A 16,641-nucleotide genomic window follows, 5' to 3' on the forward strand; every position below is an offset into this window, starting at 1 on the left:
ATAGAGAAAATAATAAAAACACCAACAAGAGTCCAAAGCGTGATTTTAACCCCTCAGCTCATCAACTAACAGCCTCCTTTTAAAGCTATATCTAAAACCACTGCCATTCCTAAACGTTAACATATATCCTGAAACAACCTATCCCGTTTCATGAACAGTGACTATTTGTAGTCTAATTATATACCTTCTTACACGAACTGTTCCATTAATTTTAACACAAAAGCTAATATTCGAAATATGTAACTATTTTAATTTGGTCGACTCTTCTATTCCTGCCAGTACGATTTTTAGTAAAATAATCAATATCATAAATGAAAACAGAGGAGACATTACGATCCATGGATGATGTAAAAATTCCTGATAGGAAGAACCAATTAATCCACCCCATTCATTGGTGATGGAGAGAGACGTAGTATTCTCCTCCGTAATATCTATTTTTCTGCTACCTCCAATGAATATTCCCAGTACTCCCAAATGAATTAATAATAAGAGTAACTGAATATTATTCTGAATAAAGAAAATACCAATCCTTGGTTTTATGTTTCTCCATATGTGCTTTTTAAAAATATAAAAGTTACTCACGCCTTGTAATTTTGCAATCTTGATATAATCCTTGTGCAGTTCCCCTTTTATCTCATCTCCTATTAATAACGTTAAGGGAGGTGTGCCAATACCAATTAATACAAGCACCAGCAAAAACATAAAGCGGAAACTGTCTTCCTGAAAGAACCAGAGCATTGGTGCAAGCAAAAAAAAGACAATAATAACAGGTGGAATAATATAAGTAATCTCTACAACACGTTGTACCAGATTTCTAAACTTATGAATATAAAATGCATATATAAGTGCTAAACCGGAAGAAATGAGAAAACGGAACAAGCATACAATAAGGACAAAGATAATGGTATATTTCGCACCGGCCAGTATGTTGTAAATTAAAGACTCTCCCATAACATTTGTCCCAAAAGGAGGAAACTCCACGGGAGAATAGGGCGGCTTCCCGATAAAGTCACCATTGTCATCCAGCATAATGGAGGGTGCCTGCTTCTTTGAGAGAATTAGATTGGGAAAGAAACTGAAAAACACAAGGATCAAGATCAATAGAATGCCTATACAGATTTTCATGTTTACTTTACCCAACACTCTCATCAACCTCCTTGCTAAACGTCCATTTGTTTACTACGTATTCCCCTATTCTGTTGAATAGATATAGAGGGAAATACAGCATAATAAGCACCCACATTAATATTCGGAAGTCTCCGATTCCATACACTTTGACAAAGCTCATGATCCCGCTTAACCGCAAAATAATTTCCAGTATTAATAAGCTTGAAATCATGTACAGAAAGATATTTTTGTAATATTGAAGGAGTGTTAAAAGTGTGTTTCTGAATAGATGAACGAAAAAGATATAGCTTTCCCCGAAGCCTCTTGATTGTGAAAATAAATAATAGTGTTTGGTCTTTTCCTCAGCAATTCCTGCTACCATATATTTAAACAGGTAGATCGTTGGAATGGAACTTAATGCCAGTATTGGCAAGAGGTATATCGTCTTCCCGCCAAACTCGTAAATCCCCAGAGAAATTCCTGTAGTCTTAAAAATCCAGATAAAAAACTGGATAGATAATAAAACGATTAACACATCCGGCATGGCTTCGATGATAAAAAAAACCCCAGATAGCGCTTTTTTAATAGGTGCTGCCAGCATGTGAAATACATATGTAAATAGAATGGATACAATAATGGATAAAATTAGGGAGCCAAGTATAATGATAATGGAATTTAAATATGCGTTGGAAACCGCTGCAAAGAAAGTTACTTCCTCACCATTGCTTAATGGAACGATTATTTTCTGCGGCTGAAATAGATAAAAAATCCCAGCCCCCAAAGTTTGTAAGAAATAGGTAAAGCTCTGGGTTTGGAATAACCCAGGTGTACAGCTAATTAGCAATATAACGAATAGAATAAGAGTAATTTCTCTGAAAGACTTGGCAATATTATTCCACATACCTACTCAAGACCTACCTGTTGTTTACTGGAAAGTTTCCCGTCTCTGAAACGTAAAGTTATTCCGGAGTCCGGAGCTGCGCCATCCCAGCTGTACAAGGTGTTTTCATCGATGAATTCCACTTCATCCTCCGTATTTTCTTTGAAATTAATAAGATCCGGCTGTCCCAGCATGTCAATTACATCATCGAATTCCATTCTATTCTCCAGTTGGTTATATTGCTGGATCGTCACAGGACCATCTGGATTTTGTGCCTCTCCCTCGTCACACCCTGTCAGTAATGCCGCAACCAGTATAAACATTAAAGAAATCTGTGGAAACACTTTCATAAATTTCATCCCCCAAATTAGTTTTCCTTTTTTAGACTTATACTTTATTTTAGCATATAAGATTGAAAATTCACCCGATTCAGAGTGAGTTTTATATGCTTAGAACATAGCTTCCTAACTATTTATCACGAAAATCACTTCTTCACCCTTGCTAGTTTTGTTCGAATAAATGGTTTTATATTAAAGACTTACAGTGTTTGTGTTTATGGTGAGAATTTAATAAGCAACCTATTTAATATATAAGCGAAGCGATAGCGACACAGATGAACATGGGTCACTTAGCTCCAGACCCAGAAACGAGGCGACTTCACGAATCGCCCTAATTTAAATCATCATCGAGTCGCAAGCACATAATTCCTTTATCTACTGCTGGCTCGCTCCAGTTGCTACGTTTCTAAACGCGGGCGCTTTTGTTCTGCAATTTAACACTTTTCTACGTCTCAGGTACTAGTTCAAAATATGGCTGTAGTTCATTACGATAATCCCTACACTTCTGTAATATGGAATTAAGATAAAGAAAGGAGGAAACAAAGTGAAGAAATTTCTATTATTTCTAGCAGGGTTAGCTGCATTGATCGTATTAGTAGCAAACTTGGGACCAATGGTGTTTTTAGGTTTAGGAATATGGCTACTTTACATTATCTTTAAACAATTTATGAAAAGTGACTCAACAATTGGAAAGATTGGTTGGGTTATCTTAGGGCTGATTGTGTTAAGCATCACTATTTCAAATATGTTTGCATTAATAGGTGTTGTGGCAGCAATTGGACTTTACTTTATATATAAAAGCTGGAAAAAAGAAGACCATGAACCAATCGTTCATGAAGTTCAATCAGATGACCCATTTACTAATTTTGAGCGTGAATGGGCTGAAATAAATCATCACTAAAAAAGGAGAGCATGAAAAATGACAAATATATTTACACGTATTAAAGATTCTGTAACGAGTGATCTTCATAACCTTATGGATCAGAAGGAACAAAAGAATCCAATTGCAGCATTAAATCATTACTTACGTCAAAGTGAACAGGAAAAAGAAAAAGTGCGAAAGCTTGTGGAAAGACAATATAAGTTAAAGGATGAGTTTACAAAAGAGTATCAGATGGCTAATGACCTAGCTGAAAAACGTCTAAAACAAGCAGAAATTGCTGAGAAAGCAGGAGAAGAGCAAATGCATGCATTTGCAGTGAGGGAACACGAAGAATATCAAGCTCGTGCAGAGCGATTGAAAGCATCACGTGATGAGGCGGAACAAGAATTAGACACCTTAGAGCAGAAGTATGAAGATATGAAGCATAAGCTAAAAGATATGCATCTACGCAGGATGGAGCTAATGGGTCGAGAAAATGTTGCACGTGCCAACCATCAGATGAACAAAGTGGTAGACGAAACATCCGATAAACCTTTTTCTAAATTTGCGGAGATGGAAAGATACATCGAAGGACTCGAGTATCGAGTTAATAATTCATACTATCGTAGTACATTTGATAACAAAATAGCCAAACTAGAACAAGAAATGAAAGAAAAGGAGCAAGTATAAATAAGTATCACTAAAGTGGGCAGGTGCCGTTCCTATTAAACCATCGAGATATCACACTTTCTCTTCGTCAGCAATTAAAAAAATGATATACTATACAGGCGCACGTGGATGCGCCTGTTTTACATAATAAAGAAGGGAGGCTTACTTCATGTTTCAACGATTAACAACGGACACTCTAAATTGGATATTGATCATTGGAGTAATCCTCTTTATTATTGAGCTCACATTTTTCCATGGCGGAATGCTAATTCCAGCTTTATTTTTTGCCTTGCTTATTTATATTGGAAGGAAAAAGTTCCACAGTCTATGGGGAAAGGTAATCTTTTGGAGCGGTATGGTTGGTATTATTTTTGCGATTCTTAATATGCTTGCGGTAAGGTTCTTAATTATTGCCGCTATCGTTTTGTTTGTGGTTAACTATAGCAAATCCAAAAAAGCAGCGGAAGTTCTGAGACCTTCCATAATGGGGAATCAGCATAAGGCGAATGAAACAATTATAAGTAAGCAACCATTATTAGACCATAAACTATTTGATGACCAACGAACAGAGGAAACAGCCTATCAATGGAAAGATGTTAATATTCATGGTGCATTTGGTGATCGGATTATTGACTTAAGTAATACAGTACTTCCTAAAGACACAGCAGTTATCTCTATACGTCACTTGGTTGGTAACTTGGAAATTTATGTTCCTTATGATGTTGAAGTAAGTATACACCATAGTTCCGTATTCGGACGCGCGCATATATTGGGACATTACCATGAAAAATTGATGAATCAATCTTTGCTTTATCAAACGAAAGATTATGATACCGTTGTTCCACGTGTGAAAATTGTTACCTCATTATTGTCTGGTGATATTGAGGTGAAGCGAATATGAATATGATTTTGCGTCATATTGTTACTGCTGTTATGTTTAGTATTTTACTATCAATTGCAATGGTTGGGTTAACACTTGTCGCGTTCGTCAATGATTGGAGCCGTATTGTAGATCAAAAATTAGGTGATGTATCGTTCGTGCTAGTTATTTTTGTTATATCTGTTGCTGCGGGATTGATTATTGGGACAGTAACTGGATATTATTGGAGACAACGAATTCATCACGTAGAAAGACAACTGGATGAAATCATTAAAGGTCAAAAACTAACCCTTGATATAGATGCGTATAAAGATTTAGAAGACATTCACCGGTATATGGGACAAATACAAAATAAAATTAGGGCTCAGACAGAACAAGCGCAGCGATTAGCAACAGAAAGAGCTACTGAACGCGAACAAAGCTTACAAGAAATTGTTGTTCAGGAGCGTAATCGCTTAGCAAGAGAATTACATGATTCGGTCAGTCAACAGTTATTTGCTGCTTCCATGATGATGTCGGCTATCAATGAAACAAACCCTCCTAAGGATACTGTAATGAAAAAGCAGCTGCGAATGGTGGAAAACATGATTCATCAATCTCAGTTAGAGATGCGGGCATTACTGCTACATCTTCGGCCAGTTGCCTTGAAGGGGAAATCCCTACAAGCTGGTGCAGAAGAATTATTGCTTGAATTAACACAAAAAGTTCCAATGGATATTACTTGGAACGTTGAGGCGTTTACTGTAGATAAAGGTGTAGAGGACCAATTGTTTCGTATCCTTCAGGAAGCAGTGTCAAATACGCTGCGACATGCAAAAGCAACTACATTACAAGTAATGCTTGTTGAAAGAGATGAAAACGTAATTTTACGAGTAACAGATAACGGTATTGGTTTTGTTATGGAAAAAATAAAGACGGGCTCTTACGGCTTACAGAATATGCAAGAACGTGCGTATGAGGTAGGTGGGAGCTTCAAGGTAATTAGTCTCCCAGATGAAGGTACACGAATAGAAGTAAAGGTACCGAATCTAGGAAAGGAGGATTAGAATAATGATTAACGTTTTATTTGCTGATGATCATGAAATGGTTCGAATTGGAGTCACTTCCTATTTATCCGCTCAACCTGATATTAAAGTTATTGCAGAAGCTGATGATGGTGAGAAAGCTGTAGAACTTGCATTAGAATTAAGACCAGATATTATCTTAATGGATCTAGTCATGAAAGATATGGATGGAATTGAAGCAACAAAATTAATTATGGAACAATGGCCAAACGCAAAGATTATTATTGTGACTAGCTTCTTAGATGATGAAAAGGTCTATCCGGCATTGGAAGCTGGTGCTACTAGTTATATGTTGAAAACATCCAAGGCTGAAGAAATTGCCAAAGCTATTCGTGCTACGTATCAAGGGCAAACGGTACTTGAGCCAGAAGTAACTGGAAAGATTATGAACCGCATGCGTACACCGCAAGTGGAATTACATGAACAGTTAACAGAAAGAGAGAAAGAAATTTTACTCCTATTGGCTCAAGGTAAAACAAATCAGGAAATAGCTGATGAGTTATTCATTTCTTTAAAAACAGTAAAGGTACATGTAAGTAATCTACTAGGTAAACTGGAGGTACAGGATCGTACTCAGGCAGTTATCTATGCATTTAAGCATCATCTAGTGGAATAACATAACTAGATGATGCTTAAAAGAAGACGCAAATGATAGGTCATACATATAGCTATCATATTCTATTTTCCCATGACATTTGATCAGCCTTCTCGTGAGTAGACCAATTCCTTTGCAAACTCCTCACGGTTGTTCTGATCACTAGAGTCATGTATTTTCCAGTTGCTTCGAAGTGGAAAAAGTAGTTCCAAGCGCTATATTATTTGTCTTTGCACGGCCGATCTAATTGTTTAACTTTTGATTACGCTCAAAATAACGATCAGCTAGTTGGTAAATAGATATTAATTCATAAATAATAATAAGTTCTGGAGGAAAAGTGGTGGCGTCGTAGTCATGTTTATTTTTTGACAGACCATTTTCTTCCCAAAACATTTCACTTAATTGTTTCAAACATTGTTGATGCTTTTGTGATTCAAACTGTTTCGCATGTGAAAATCCTTCCACGAGTTCGTCTACTGCATGTAAAATAATCCTTCGTTCGTTTTCTCCCCACATTCTAAAGTTCTTTGGAGTATGGAGTACATTATCTGTATGGTAATGAATAAGCCTTAAACATATCAGCTGTTTTTCTATTATCTTAAAGTAATTTCTCTCGCTATCAGCAAGTGGATGGAATTTCGATTCATCTTTTTGAAAGCGAATGAGTGTCTCAGTCAGCTGTATTTTTTTGTATACTTGATCTGCTGGGTTAATAGTGATTGGTGACTTATCAACATCGACCATGCATTGAAAAACTTTTGCGATCATATCTCCTGTCTGTTTACGAATGCTCTCCATATTTACTGTAATATTTTTTGTGTAATCAGGTGGTAAAACAAACATGTTCACTCCTGTGGAAACTAATAGGCCAAGGGTCGTAGTTCCTAAACGAATCAAGAATGATATAAAGTAATTGCTATGAATAACTTCAACCATTGCTACAGCAGTGAGTGTTGCTACTAAAAGCCCAGCATGTAGTTTTAGCTTAAAACAAGTAACGATCGTAAATGTTGCGGCTAGTGCGTATGTTAAGGGAGAGTTTCCGAATAAGAATATAAAAAATACCGAATATGCAGAACCAATTGCAGAAGCTGGAAATCGAATAATTCCCTTACGAATAGAATCAGAAACAGTGGGTTCTATTGTTACAATTGCTGTAATAACTGCAAATACAGCCGGGATATTTAGTAATGAGCAAATCCAAGCAGTTATGAATACAGCAACTCCAGTTTTAACCACTCTACTCCCAATAAAATGAAATCGTTTCACCATCGTCATCTCCTAAGCTGTCTTAACCTAAATCACTTATCCATCATCTATTCTCCAACAACGAAAAAATTTTTTCAACTAAGTTTAAAAAAGGGGTTGCAATTTTTCAAATATTACCATAAACTGTTTTATAACAAAATACAAAAAATAAAATTGTTATATAAAAGGAGGTTCTTAAATTGATGAATAGTGAAACAGCAAGATGTCCAGATTGTGGAGAGAAGATGAAGACTAATGGATATATACAGGAATGTGATTATTGTCTATCTAAAAAGGAGGACTAATTTTTTTATATGCTCTGTTATATAATAAATAAATATGTATTATAACAATAATTGTTGCCAAATAGTCATACAGATTAGATTTTACCCGCATATAACTGGCAGTAAGCTCTCCACATCAAGTAATAGAAACCAATAATGGTAAGTGTGGGATCAACTGCCAGTAAATGTCCGATTGGTTTAAGGGCCTTTAGGTCATATCCTTTTGGTGCTAACAAGAGGGGGAAAACCAAACCCTAACAGATTGAAGTTTCACTATATCGTAGTTGATTTTAAAGGAGGATTATGATGACAAATAGTAGAGCAGAAATAATTAAAGAAGAATGGGAAAATAATCAACGGTGGTCAGGAGTAGAACGACCATATACTGCTAATGATGTTATTCGATTAAGGGGTTCAATTGACCTCAACTACTCACTAGCAGAATTAGGTTCACGTAAGCTATGGAAACTGTTGCATACAGAAAAATATATTCATGCATTAGGGGCATTAACTGGAAACCAAGCTGTTCAACAAGTTAAAGCAGGTTTGAAAGCCATTTATCTCAGTGGCTGGCAGGTAGCTGCAGACGCAAATATGGCAGGGCAAATGTATCCAGATCAGAGCCTGTATCCTGTGAATAGTGTACCGAATGTGGTAAAACGGATTAATCAAGCACTTCAACGAGCTGATCAAATTTATTTTTCAGAAGGGAAGCAAACAATTGATTGGTATGCTCCAATTATCGCTGATGCAGAGGCTGGATTTGGGGGACAATTAAATGTCTATGAATTAATGAAATCTATGATTGAAGCCGGGGCATCAGCAGTTCATTTTGAAGATCAGTTATCATCAGAGAAGAAATGTGGTCATTTAGGTGGTAAAGTACTGTTACCAACACAGACTGCAGTACGGAATCTAATTGCTGCTAGATTGGCCGCAGATGTAATGGGAACACCTACTATTATAATTGCTAGAACAGATGCAAACGCAGCTAACTTAATTACAAGTGATGTTGATCCATATGATGCTAGTTTTATTACTGGAGAGCGAACGACAGAGGGATTTTATAAAACGAAAGCAGGAATTGAGCAAGCCATTGCCCGCGGTCTAGCATATGCACCATATGCAGATCTAGTATGGTGTGAGACATCAGAACCAAACTTGGAGGAAGCAAGCATGTTTGCTGAAGCTATTCGTGCAAAGTACCCAAATCAATTACTAGCTTATAATTGCTCACCATCATTTAATTGGAAGAAAAAGTTATCGGATGACGAAATTTCTACTTTTCAAGAAAAATTAGGGGAATTAGGCTACAAATTTCAATTTGTTACATTAGCAGGGTTTCATGCTCTTAACTATAGTATGTTTGAACTGTCTAGAAAATATAAAGATGAGGGAATGAAGGCCTACTCCGAATTGCAGCAAGGAGAATTTGCTAGTGAGCAATTTGGTTATAGTGCCACACGTCATCAACGCGAAGTGGGAACAGGCTATTTTGATGAAGTAGCACAAATAATATCTGGTGGTAGTTTCTCAACGGGTGCACTAAAGGGGTCGACAGAAGAGGAACAATTTACATCTTCTTTTTGAAGAAAATTAACTTGGGTTAAGGCGTTCATTCTACATCGAATGAACGCCTTTTTTAATGGAAAAAGAGGTTTTATGTCACATTTGAAACATAATTGTAATATTACTATAATATGTGTGCAATTTTTAACTGTTATACTACTAATTGCCTAAGTTAATAGGATACATAATCTAGTCTAGTTTCACATTACTGCATAATACCATCAAAAGAATTACAAAATATACATATTTTATTTGCAGACGTGATAAAAAGAAGTGGGGGAGAAAGGTGAAGAAATCAATCGTAACAGTAGCGACTGTGACAGTCGTCGGTTTAAGTAGTGCATTTGCAATGGATGCACATGCGGAAACGATGGATGACCTCAAGAATAAACAGTCTGAAATTCAAGATAATCGTGATGAAATTAAAGCAAATCTATCAGAAGCAGAAGCGAAAATTGCAGATGTTTTAATAGAATTAGAAGATTTAAATAAAGAGATAAAAAACGTTAATCATGCGCTTAAAGAAAATCAAAAAATGATGGATAAGACAGAAAGCGATATTGCTAAAAAAGAAAAAGAAGTACAAGCTTTAGAGGATGAAATTGTTCAACTTGAGGAAGCTATTGAGAAACGTTACAACATTTTAAAAGAGCGTGTAGTTTCTTATCAACAGAGTGGTGGAAATGTTAGCTATTTAGAAGTTATTTTTGGTTCTAAAAGCTTTAGTGACTTTATTAGCCGTGTATCTGCTGTGAATAAAATATCCGACTCAGATACCCAGTTGATGGAAAAACAAGAGAAAGATAAAAAAGAAGTAGAAGAAAAACAGGATAAAGTATTAGCTAAGCTTGAAGAGCTTAAGGATATGAAGGTTGAATTAAAAGGTGTACAAGCAACCATTAATGAGCAAAAACGAGAAAATGAAAATAAAAAAGAAGCATTAAAAAATAAGAAACAGGATCTTGTAGCATTAAAAGAAGAGCTTCAAGTAAAAGATAGTAATCTAGCTTCTTTAGAAAATGAAGTGAAACAAAGTATTGCTCAGCAACAAAGACCAACTGTTTCTTCTTCAAACTCAAATTCAAGTTCAGCTGGAAAGCTTCAAACATTAAGCAGTAGCGGTTCATCATCTAAACCATCTGTATCTTCTGGAGGCGGTGGCATTAGTACAGCAATTAATGCTGGCTATCAATATCTTGGTGTACCATATGTATGGGGAGGTAAAGGACCAAGCGGATTTGATTGTTCAGGATTTGTATCTTGGGCATTTGGTCAAGCAGGATATTCTATTCCTTCAACGACATCTTCCCTTGCCGGAACTGGTACAAAAGTATCCTATAGCAATATTCAACCAGGTGACCTCGTATTCTTTAATACGTATAAAACAAATGGACATGTTGGAATTTATGTTGGCGGTGGCAAGTTTATCGGAGCTCAAAATTCAACTGGTCTAGCTGTAGCTGATATGAGTACTGGGTATTGGAAAAATCATTTTAAAGGTCATGTACGTCGTGTACGATAATAGATAGTATTTAAAAGAGTCTGGAAAAAGTAAATAAGAAGCAATCAAAAACGAGCGATGATTAGTTGATGAAATTAATTATCGTTCGTTTTTTTGATTAGAATCATTCATTTAGCAGCTGAAATAAGCGAGACTCTTTGAAAACGAGAGCTTTTGTTTGCAATATATTGCTCTGAAGCCTTCCTATCCTGTGGAGAGTTAGTATAATTCATGTTACGACGATTATAAGCTTGTCTGATGGAAGTAAGTTTTGCAGTCCAAATGCTTAGTTTCTTTTGAGGGTATTGAGCTGGAAATTTGAGGTTTAGTTAAAAAATAAAAGGGGTATAATAAAATGTGCCTCTTTACGTTCCGTATCCCGTAAATGGTACATAAAACTTATAGAAAGGATCTGTTATGAATAAAAATAGCGCATTCAAAAATCCCGTTTTCTATGTATCTGCCATCATTGTATTTTTACTAGTAATTATTGGTGCTACAATGCCAAAGAAGTTCGGGGATGTAGCAGGAAAGTTATTTGATTTTACGACGATAAACTTTGGTTGGTTCTATTTATTAGCGGTTTTTGTTTTTATACTGTTCTTAATTGGAATTTCGTTCAGTAAATATGGAAAAATACGTCTAGGTGCCTCTGATTCGAAACCAGAGTATTCCTTCTTTACTTGGATTGGAATGTTATTTTCAGCAGGATTTGGTGCTGGGTTAGTCTTTTGGGGTGTGGCAGAACCAATGAGTCATTTCTTCGATACACCATTTCCAGAATTAGAATCCATGACGGAAGAGTCTGCAAGAGTTGCAATGGGATATGCTTTCTTCCATTGGGGGATTAGCCAATGGTCAGTCTTCGCTGTTGTTGGATTAGTAATTGCGTACCTTCAATTCAAGAAAAAAGAAAGGGGCTTAATCTCTACATCTATTCAACCAATTGTTGGTAAGAATAAGATGGTTGGTAATACGATTGACTCCCTTGCGGTTATTGCTACGGTAATGGGGGTTGCAACCTCTTTAGGATTAGGAATCTTACAAATGAATGGAGGACTAAAATCTGTATTTAATGTACCGACGTCAATATGGGTTCAAATGGCTATAGCTGGGGTTATGTTAATTACATATTTAATTTCATCCAGTACTGGATTAGATAAGGGAATTAAATGGTTAAGTAATATCAATTTAGGCTTATGTCTCTTATTATTAGTTTTTGTATTATTAGCAGGACCAACAGTATTTATTTTCAATACATTTGTATTGGGTTTAGGAGATTATTTCACAAACTTTGTCCAATATAGTTTACGACTAACGCCTTATTCAGGTGAAACATGGGTGAGAGAGTGGACGATATTTTACTGGGCTTGGTCAACAGCATGGTCACCATTTGTTGGAGCATTTGTTGCTCGCGTATCACGAGGAAGATCAATTCGAGAATACGTTATAGGTGTATTAGTAGTATCCCCTGCAATTGCTTGTATATGGATTGCTGCGTTTGGTGGAACAGCACTTTACAATGATCTATTTAATGGTAGTTCCATTGCAGAAGCAGTGAATGCTGATGTCGCAGTAGCTTTATTTGAAACCTATCAGCATTTGCCATTTACAACGGTATTATCATTGTTGTCAATCTTTTTAATCTTTACATTCCTGGTTACGTCTGCTGATTCTGCGACATATATTTTAGGGTCAATGACATCGAGAGGGAGCTTAAATCCTACTTTAGTAACAAAAATTGTATGGGGTGTGCTCATTACGGCGATTGCTGTAGTTTTACTATTGGCAGGTGGTCTTCAAGCCTTACAAACTGCTTCGTTAATCTCGGCACTGCCATTTACTGTGATTTTATTATTCATGGTAGTTACCTTTTTGCGAATGATTAAAAAAGATTATAAAAAATAGTTAGTAACATAGCTTGAATGCTTGTCTGTTGTTGTGCAGTACTACAATAACACACTTCGCTGATTAGTGTTTAAAAGCATAGTCAATTGTTTAGAACTAGCAAAAGGCCGAACGGTTTCGAATGATCGTTTGGCTCTTACTTTAATTATCTCCTTTGCTTGCTTCTAGTCACTTTCTACACATACATAAGAATAGACGATAGGATACGAATAGGGTAAAATAAAAGCTATTAGAGAGGGAGGTGATTCACGTGGGAAGGCCATAGGATTAGTGGTTATGTTGACAGGTGATTCACCTGCTAACGGATAAGGTATAAATAAATTATTATGCAGGAGGTGGAATCCTTGTATCTAATGATACAAGGATTATAATTGGAAATTGTAAACTTATTATTGGTTGCTATATTGATTATGCTGACCGCATTCTTTGTAGCAACCGAATTTGCAATCGTTAAAGTTCGTTCAACTCGGATAGATCATTTAATTGCTGAAGGGAATAAAAAGGCGATTCATGCAAAAAAGCTTATCGATAATTTAGATGCCTATTTATCTGCTTGTCAATTAGGAATTACCGTAACGGCATTAGGATTAGGGTGGCTAGGTGAACCAACCCTGGAAAGAATTCTTCATCCCGTGTTTGACAGTATAGGAATGAATGAAACAATTGCTTCTATAGTATCATTTGCTATAGCCTTTTTGTTAATCACGTATTTACATGTTGTAATTGGCGAATTAGCACCAAAGACAATTGCCATTCAAAAGGCAGAGGCAGTAACGTTATATCTTGCTAGACCGCTTATCTTCTTTTATAAAATAATGTATCCGTTTATTTGGCTGTTAAATGGCTCAGCCCGGCTTTTTATTCAATTATTTGGATTTAAACCTGTGAAGGAGCATGAAATTGCACATACGGAAGAGGAATTACGTTTAATTCTTTCGGAAAGTTATAAAAGTGGAAAAATCAATCAATCTGAAATGATGTATGTAAACAATGTTTTTGAGTTTGATGAACAACTTGCAAAAAACATTATGACTCCGCGGACTGAGATTCTTTGTTTTTATAAAGATGATAGTTTTGATGTAAATCTTGAAGTTATTCAAGAAGGACAATTTACCAGATACCCTGTAGCTGATGGGGATAAAGATACGATTATTGGTCTCGTCAATATAAAAGCCTTATTCACAGGTCGTCTAGAAGAGGAAAAGCCGATATTGATTGAAGAATTTATCCGACCAATCCTTCATGTTTCAGAGGCTACACCAATTAAGCAGCTTTTGTTAAAAATGCAAAAGGAACGAATCCATATGGCCATTGTTAATGATGAATATGGTGGCACAGCTGGTTTAATTACTGTAGAAGATATATTAGAAGAAATTGTTGGCGAGATACGAGATGAATTTGATCTCCATGAAAAACCAATGATAGAAAACGTTGATCATAAGAATAAGATCGTCTCAGGTAAATTACAACTAGATGAAGTAAATCAATTAATCGGTACTAATCTGGAAGATGAAGAAATTGATACGATCGGTGGCTGGATTTTTATGAAGAATTTAGATGCTACAAAAGGAACAATTATTGATCATGAAGGATTTCAATTTACTGTCGAAGAAATGGATGGATATCAAATAAAAGAGGTAAGGATTACGAAAAAGTAAGTTCTAGTGATGCCTTGCTATAAGGGTTGACACACTTATATAGACTGTATATAATCTAAATGAATTGCATAGCGATTTCCTAGGGTTCCGCAATTGTTTTCAATTGGTCTGGTCCGAGAGGAAATGCACGTTATACGTGTACACGGAGGGATAAAAGCCCGGGAGGATATCTTACGTATGGATATCTTTCCGGTTTTTTTAATGGAGTTTGAGCTACAATTGGGTACTCTAAAAGTTGTGAGGTGGTATAAATGAATAAAAATTGGATAATTATTTTGGTGGCTGGATTATTTGAAATTGGTTGGGTGATTGGTTTAAAGCATTCTTACAATTTATTTACTTGGTTATTAACGGTGTTTGCAATTTATATAAGTATGCATTTGCTTATTATTGCTTCCCGAAAGCTTCCAATTGGAACCAGTTATGCAGTATTTACAGGCATTGGTACAGCTGGGACTGTTATTGCCGAAATTGTATTGTTTGATGAGCCTTTTCGTATGATAAAAATCGTATTCATAATGGTTCTGTTGATTGGTGTGCTTGGCTTAAAAATGGTCACTAACACGGATGAAAGAGAAGAGGTGTAAGAAGTGAATTGGCTATTTTTAATTATTGCGGGAGTGAGTGAAGTAATTGGAGTGATGGGGATAAATAAAATAAATCATCAACGCAGTCTAGCTTCCTTCATTTGGCTTATTGGCGGATTTGTCACAAGCTTTGCTTGTTTAAGCATAGCAATGAGGATAATTCCAATGAGCACTGCTTATGCTGTTTGGACAGGAATCGGTACAGTAGGTAGTGCTTTAGCTGGGATGTTATTCTTTCATGAGTCTAGAGACTGGAAGAGGCTCCTATTTATCAGTATGATTCTAACTGCTGCTATTGGTTTAAAGCTAATCTCTTAGATATGTTTACACGCTATTATAATCGGTTAAACAATACTAAGTAACGTTGAAAACTAACGTAAAGGAGTGCCGATGTGATGGATTTAAATCATGAAATAAAGCAGTTAGAAGCCGTTCATAGAGAAGGATCGGATAAGGTATTTACCATGTACTTAAATACTGATCCCTCTGATCCTGAGCAACAGGGGGGAGAATGGAAAATACAATTCAAAAATGGCATGCGTAATTTTGAACAATATTTAGAGGAAGCCAATAACAAGGAAGAACTTAAAAGCTTTCAACTTGTAAAGCAAAAAGTAGAAAAATTTATTCGCGGAAATGAACAGGAATTTCGTAAGGGCGTTATTGTTTTTGCAACAGCTGATGAAGAAGTTTGGTTTGCTGCACGTGTCCAATTGAGATTAGAGACCGCGTTCTTTTGGCAGGAAACACCTGTATTAGATCAAGTGAAAAAGCTAAAAAAGGACTATCCAAAAGCAGGTATCATTCTTGTGCAGCAAAATGAAGTAAAGTTTATAGAGTCCTACTTAAATGAAATTAATGAAACAAAATCGTTTGAATTAGATCTAGAGACGGATAACTGGCGAGAAAAGACTGCAATGGGTCCAGGTAATCCATCTATTCAGAAAGATAATTTGCAATCCCGATATGAGGCAAATAAACATCGATGGTACAAAAAGATCGCACCAATGTTGGATAAGCACGCTAAAAACAATGATTGGGAAAAAATATATGTGATCGGTGAACCTGGATCTTCGCAGTCTTTAGCAGAGCAAATGAATAAGTCGATTGATCGAATTATTCAGAAAAACATGCTTGATCATGAGGAATCAAAAATACTTCAGGAAGTTTTTGGATAAAATAAATGGACTTTATGGTTAAATGATTAGAGCAGTTTAAGCAACGAAAATAGATGAATGACCGTGAGAAGGAGTAATAGGCAATATATTTTATAACGCGAGCTTTCGTCGAGTATGGCGAATGAAGGAAAAACCACGGTGCCATTCATGCATCGTGGGATTTTTTGTAGTAAGTTAAGAAAGTATAAAATCAGTGTAATGACTGCGTTAAGCCAAGTAGTTATTTTGAAATGTTAGATGTATATTGGCAATGCTCCGACGAATTACTTCGCTTTCCGCGGGCACGGCCTCAACTAACTTTGCAAAGAAGAAC

18 protein-coding genes and 1 riboswitch are annotated in these 16,641 nt (G+C 36.1%); of the genes, 13 read left to right on the top strand and 5 right to left on the bottom strand.

The annotated features are described in order from the left end of the window. Positions 1 to 243: 243 nt before the first annotated feature. Genes Q1A47_RS10190 through Q1A47_RS10200 form a run of 3 tightly spaced genes read right to left on the bottom strand, consistent with a single transcriptional unit; the run spans position 244 to position 2,337 of the window. The gene (locus tag Q1A47_RS10190) at positions 244 to 1,149 is read right to left on the bottom strand and encodes an ABC transporter permease subunit (RefSeq protein ID WP_246484482.1); all 906 of its coding nucleotides are present in this window, start codon (positions 1,147 to 1,149) and stop codon (positions 244 to 246) included. Further along, positions 1,133 to 2,008 (bottom strand): ABC transporter permease subunit, encoded by an 876-nt coding sequence (locus tag Q1A47_RS10195; protein WP_166529758.1) that lies wholly within the window; start codon positions 2,006 to 2,008, stop codon positions 1,133 to 1,135. The genes Q1A47_RS10190 and Q1A47_RS10195 overlap by 17 nt, the downstream gene beginning before the upstream one ends. Before the next feature lie 2 nt (positions 2,009 to 2,010). Beyond that, positions 2,011 to 2,337: a DUF3862 domain-containing protein gene (locus tag Q1A47_RS10200; RefSeq protein ID WP_026680004.1), complete on the bottom strand. Its 327-nt coding sequence runs from the start codon at positions 2,335 to 2,337 to the stop codon at positions 2,011 to 2,013. Positions 2,338 to 2,869: 532 nt separating this feature from the next. Between Q1A47_RS10200 and Q1A47_RS10205 the strand changes: the two genes are divergently transcribed. The 5 genes from Q1A47_RS10205 (at position 2,870) to Q1A47_RS10225 (ending at position 6,416) form a co-directional block, all read left to right on the top strand. Next, a complete protein-coding gene (locus Q1A47_RS10205; protein ID WP_026680005.1) occupies positions 2,870 to 3,226 on the top strand; it encodes a hypothetical protein in 357 nt (118 codons plus the stop codon). An 18-nt stretch (positions 3,227 to 3,244) separates the two neighbouring features. After that, a complete protein-coding gene (locus Q1A47_RS10210; RefSeq protein ID WP_026680006.1) occupies positions 3,245 to 3,877 on the top strand; it encodes a PspA/IM30 family protein in 633 nt (210 codons plus the stop codon). A gap of 148 nt (positions 3,878 to 4,025) precedes the next feature. Next, a complete protein-coding gene (gene liaF / locus Q1A47_RS10215; protein ID WP_026680007.1) occupies positions 4,026 to 4,757 on the top strand; it encodes a cell wall-active antibiotics response protein LiaF in 732 nt (243 codons plus the stop codon). Beyond that, positions 4,754 to 5,782 (top strand): sensor histidine kinase, encoded by a 1,029-nt coding sequence (locus Q1A47_RS10220; RefSeq protein WP_026680008.1) that lies wholly within the window; start codon positions 4,754 to 4,756, stop codon positions 5,780 to 5,782. The genes liaF and Q1A47_RS10220 overlap by 4 nt, the downstream gene beginning before the upstream one ends. Positions 5,783 to 5,786: 4 nt before the next feature. Then, positions 5,787 to 6,416, top strand: coding sequence for a response regulator transcription factor (locus Q1A47_RS10225; RefSeq protein WP_026680009.1), 630 nt, complete (start codon positions 5,787 to 5,789; stop codon positions 6,414 to 6,416). A gap of 222 nt (positions 6,417 to 6,638) precedes the next feature. Here Q1A47_RS10225 and Q1A47_RS10230 read toward each other — a convergent pair whose 3' ends face one another. Then, entirely contained in the window at positions 6,639 to 7,667 is a 1,029-nt protein-coding gene (locus Q1A47_RS10230; RefSeq protein ID WP_246484484.1) for an aromatic acid exporter family protein, read from the bottom strand. A gap of 179 nt (positions 7,668 to 7,846) precedes the next feature. On the opposite strand from Q1A47_RS10230, the gene Q1A47_RS10235 reads away from it, so the two are divergent. Then, positions 7,847 to 7,948 (top strand): YhfH family protein, encoded by a 102-nt coding sequence (locus Q1A47_RS10235; protein WP_200862539.1) that lies wholly within the window; start codon positions 7,847 to 7,849, stop codon positions 7,946 to 7,948. 74 nt (positions 7,949 to 8,022) lie between these two features. Here the strand turns inward: Q1A47_RS10235 and Q1A47_RS10240 are convergent, their stop codons facing one another. Next, on the bottom strand, positions 8,023 to 8,163 hold the full coding sequence (locus Q1A47_RS10240) for a hypothetical protein (RefSeq protein WP_205388785.1): 141 nt from the start codon (positions 8,161 to 8,163) through the stop codon (positions 8,023 to 8,025). 70 nt (positions 8,164 to 8,233) lie between these two features. Here Q1A47_RS10240 and aceA point away from each other — a divergent pair, with 70 nt between their 5' ends. The 7 genes from aceA to Q1A47_RS10275 all read left to right on the top strand — a co-directional run bounded on the left by aceA (position 8,234) and on the right by Q1A47_RS10275 (position 16,328). Continuing rightward, positions 8,234 to 9,517 (top strand): isocitrate lyase, encoded by a 1,284-nt coding sequence (gene aceA / locus Q1A47_RS10245; RefSeq protein WP_166529759.1) that lies wholly within the window; start codon positions 8,234 to 8,236, stop codon positions 9,515 to 9,517. A gap of 265 nt (positions 9,518 to 9,782) precedes the next feature. Further along, positions 9,783 to 11,018, top strand: coding sequence for a C40 family peptidase (locus Q1A47_RS10250; RefSeq protein WP_026680012.1), 1,236 nt, complete (start codon positions 9,783 to 9,785; stop codon positions 11,016 to 11,018). A 396-nt stretch (positions 11,019 to 11,414) separates the two neighbouring features. Then, the gene (locus Q1A47_RS10255; protein WP_166529760.1) at positions 11,415 to 12,905 is read left to right on the top strand and encodes a BCCT family transporter; all 1,491 of its coding nucleotides are present in this window, start codon (positions 11,415 to 11,417) and stop codon (positions 12,903 to 12,905) included. Between the two features lie 371 nt (positions 12,906 to 13,276). After that, on the top strand, positions 13,277 to 14,563 hold the full coding sequence (locus Q1A47_RS10260) for a hemolysin family protein (protein ID WP_166529761.1): 1,287 nt from the start codon (positions 13,277 to 13,279) through the stop codon (positions 14,561 to 14,563). Between the two features lie 68 nt (positions 14,564 to 14,631). Continuing rightward, positions 14,632 to 14,730, top strand: a riboswitch (guanidine-I (ykkC/yxkD leader). Positions 14,731 to 14,814: 84 nt separating this feature from the next. Continuing rightward, positions 14,815 to 15,150, top strand: a complete 336-nt coding sequence (locus Q1A47_RS10265; RefSeq protein WP_166529762.1) for a multidrug efflux SMR transporter — start codon at positions 14,815 to 14,817, stop codon at positions 15,148 to 15,150. 3 nt (positions 15,151 to 15,153) lie between these two features. Next, a complete protein-coding gene (locus Q1A47_RS10270; RefSeq protein WP_166529763.1) occupies positions 15,154 to 15,468 on the top strand; it encodes a multidrug efflux SMR transporter in 315 nt (104 codons plus the stop codon). A gap of 77 nt (positions 15,469 to 15,545) precedes the next feature. Further along, positions 15,546 to 16,328 (top strand): VLRF1 family aeRF1-type release factor, encoded by a 783-nt coding sequence (locus Q1A47_RS10275; protein ID WP_026680017.1) that lies wholly within the window; start codon positions 15,546 to 15,548, stop codon positions 16,326 to 16,328. The last annotated feature ends 313 nt before the right edge of the window (positions 16,329 to 16,641 follow it).

It is taken from the genome of uncultured Virgibacillus sp. (assembly GCF_947495635.1).
GTDB classification, from domain to species: domain Bacteria; phylum Bacillota; class Bacilli; order Bacillales; family Amphibacillaceae; genus Virgibacillus; species Virgibacillus salarius.

What these genes read in the sequence shown, in the direction of transcription:
- aceA (WP_166529759.1), top strand. Translation starts at nt 8,234, where the DNA reads ATGACAAATAGTAGAGCAGAAATAATTAAAGAAGAATGGGAAAATAAT.
- Q1A47_RS10225 (WP_026680009.1), top strand. Translation starts at nt 5,787, where the DNA reads ATGATTAACGTTTTATTTGCTGATGATCATGAAATGGTTCGAATTGGA.
- Q1A47_RS10255 (WP_166529760.1), top strand. Translation starts at nt 11,415, where the DNA reads ATGAATAAAAATAGCGCATTCAAAAATCCCGTTTTCTATGTATCTGCC.
- Q1A47_RS10195 (WP_166529758.1), bottom strand. Translation starts at nt 2,008, where the DNA reads ATGTGGAATAATATTGCCAAGTCTTTCAGAGAAATTACTCTTATTCTA.
- Q1A47_RS10230 (WP_246484484.1), bottom strand. Translation starts at nt 7,667, where the DNA reads ATGGTGAAACGATTTCATTTTATTGGGAGTAGAGTGGTTAAAACTGGA.
- Q1A47_RS10220 (WP_026680008.1), top strand. Translation starts at nt 4,754, where the DNA reads ATGAATATGATTTTGCGTCATATTGTTACTGCTGTTATGTTTAGTATT.
- Q1A47_RS10200 (WP_026680004.1), bottom strand. Translation starts at nt 2,337, where the DNA reads ATGAAAGTGTTTCCACAGATTTCTTTAATGTTTATACTGGTTGCGGCA.
- Q1A47_RS10275 (WP_026680017.1), top strand. Translation starts at nt 15,546, where the DNA reads ATGGATTTAAATCATGAAATAAAGCAGTTAGAAGCCGTTCATAGAGAA.
- Q1A47_RS10235 (WP_200862539.1), top strand. Translation starts at nt 7,847, where the DNA reads ATGAATAGTGAAACAGCAAGATGTCCAGATTGTGGAGAGAAGATGAAG.
- Q1A47_RS10190 (WP_246484482.1), bottom strand. Translation starts at nt 1,149, where the DNA reads ATGAGAGTGTTGGGTAAAGTAAACATGAAAATCTGTATAGGCATTCTA.
- Q1A47_RS10265 (WP_166529762.1), top strand. Translation starts at nt 14,815, where the DNA reads ATGAATAAAAATTGGATAATTATTTTGGTGGCTGGATTATTTGAAATT.
- Q1A47_RS10210 (WP_026680006.1), top strand. Translation starts at nt 3,245, where the DNA reads ATGACAAATATATTTACACGTATTAAAGATTCTGTAACGAGTGATCTT.
- liaF (WP_026680007.1), top strand. Translation starts at nt 4,026, where the DNA reads ATGTTTCAACGATTAACAACGGACACTCTAAATTGGATATTGATCATT.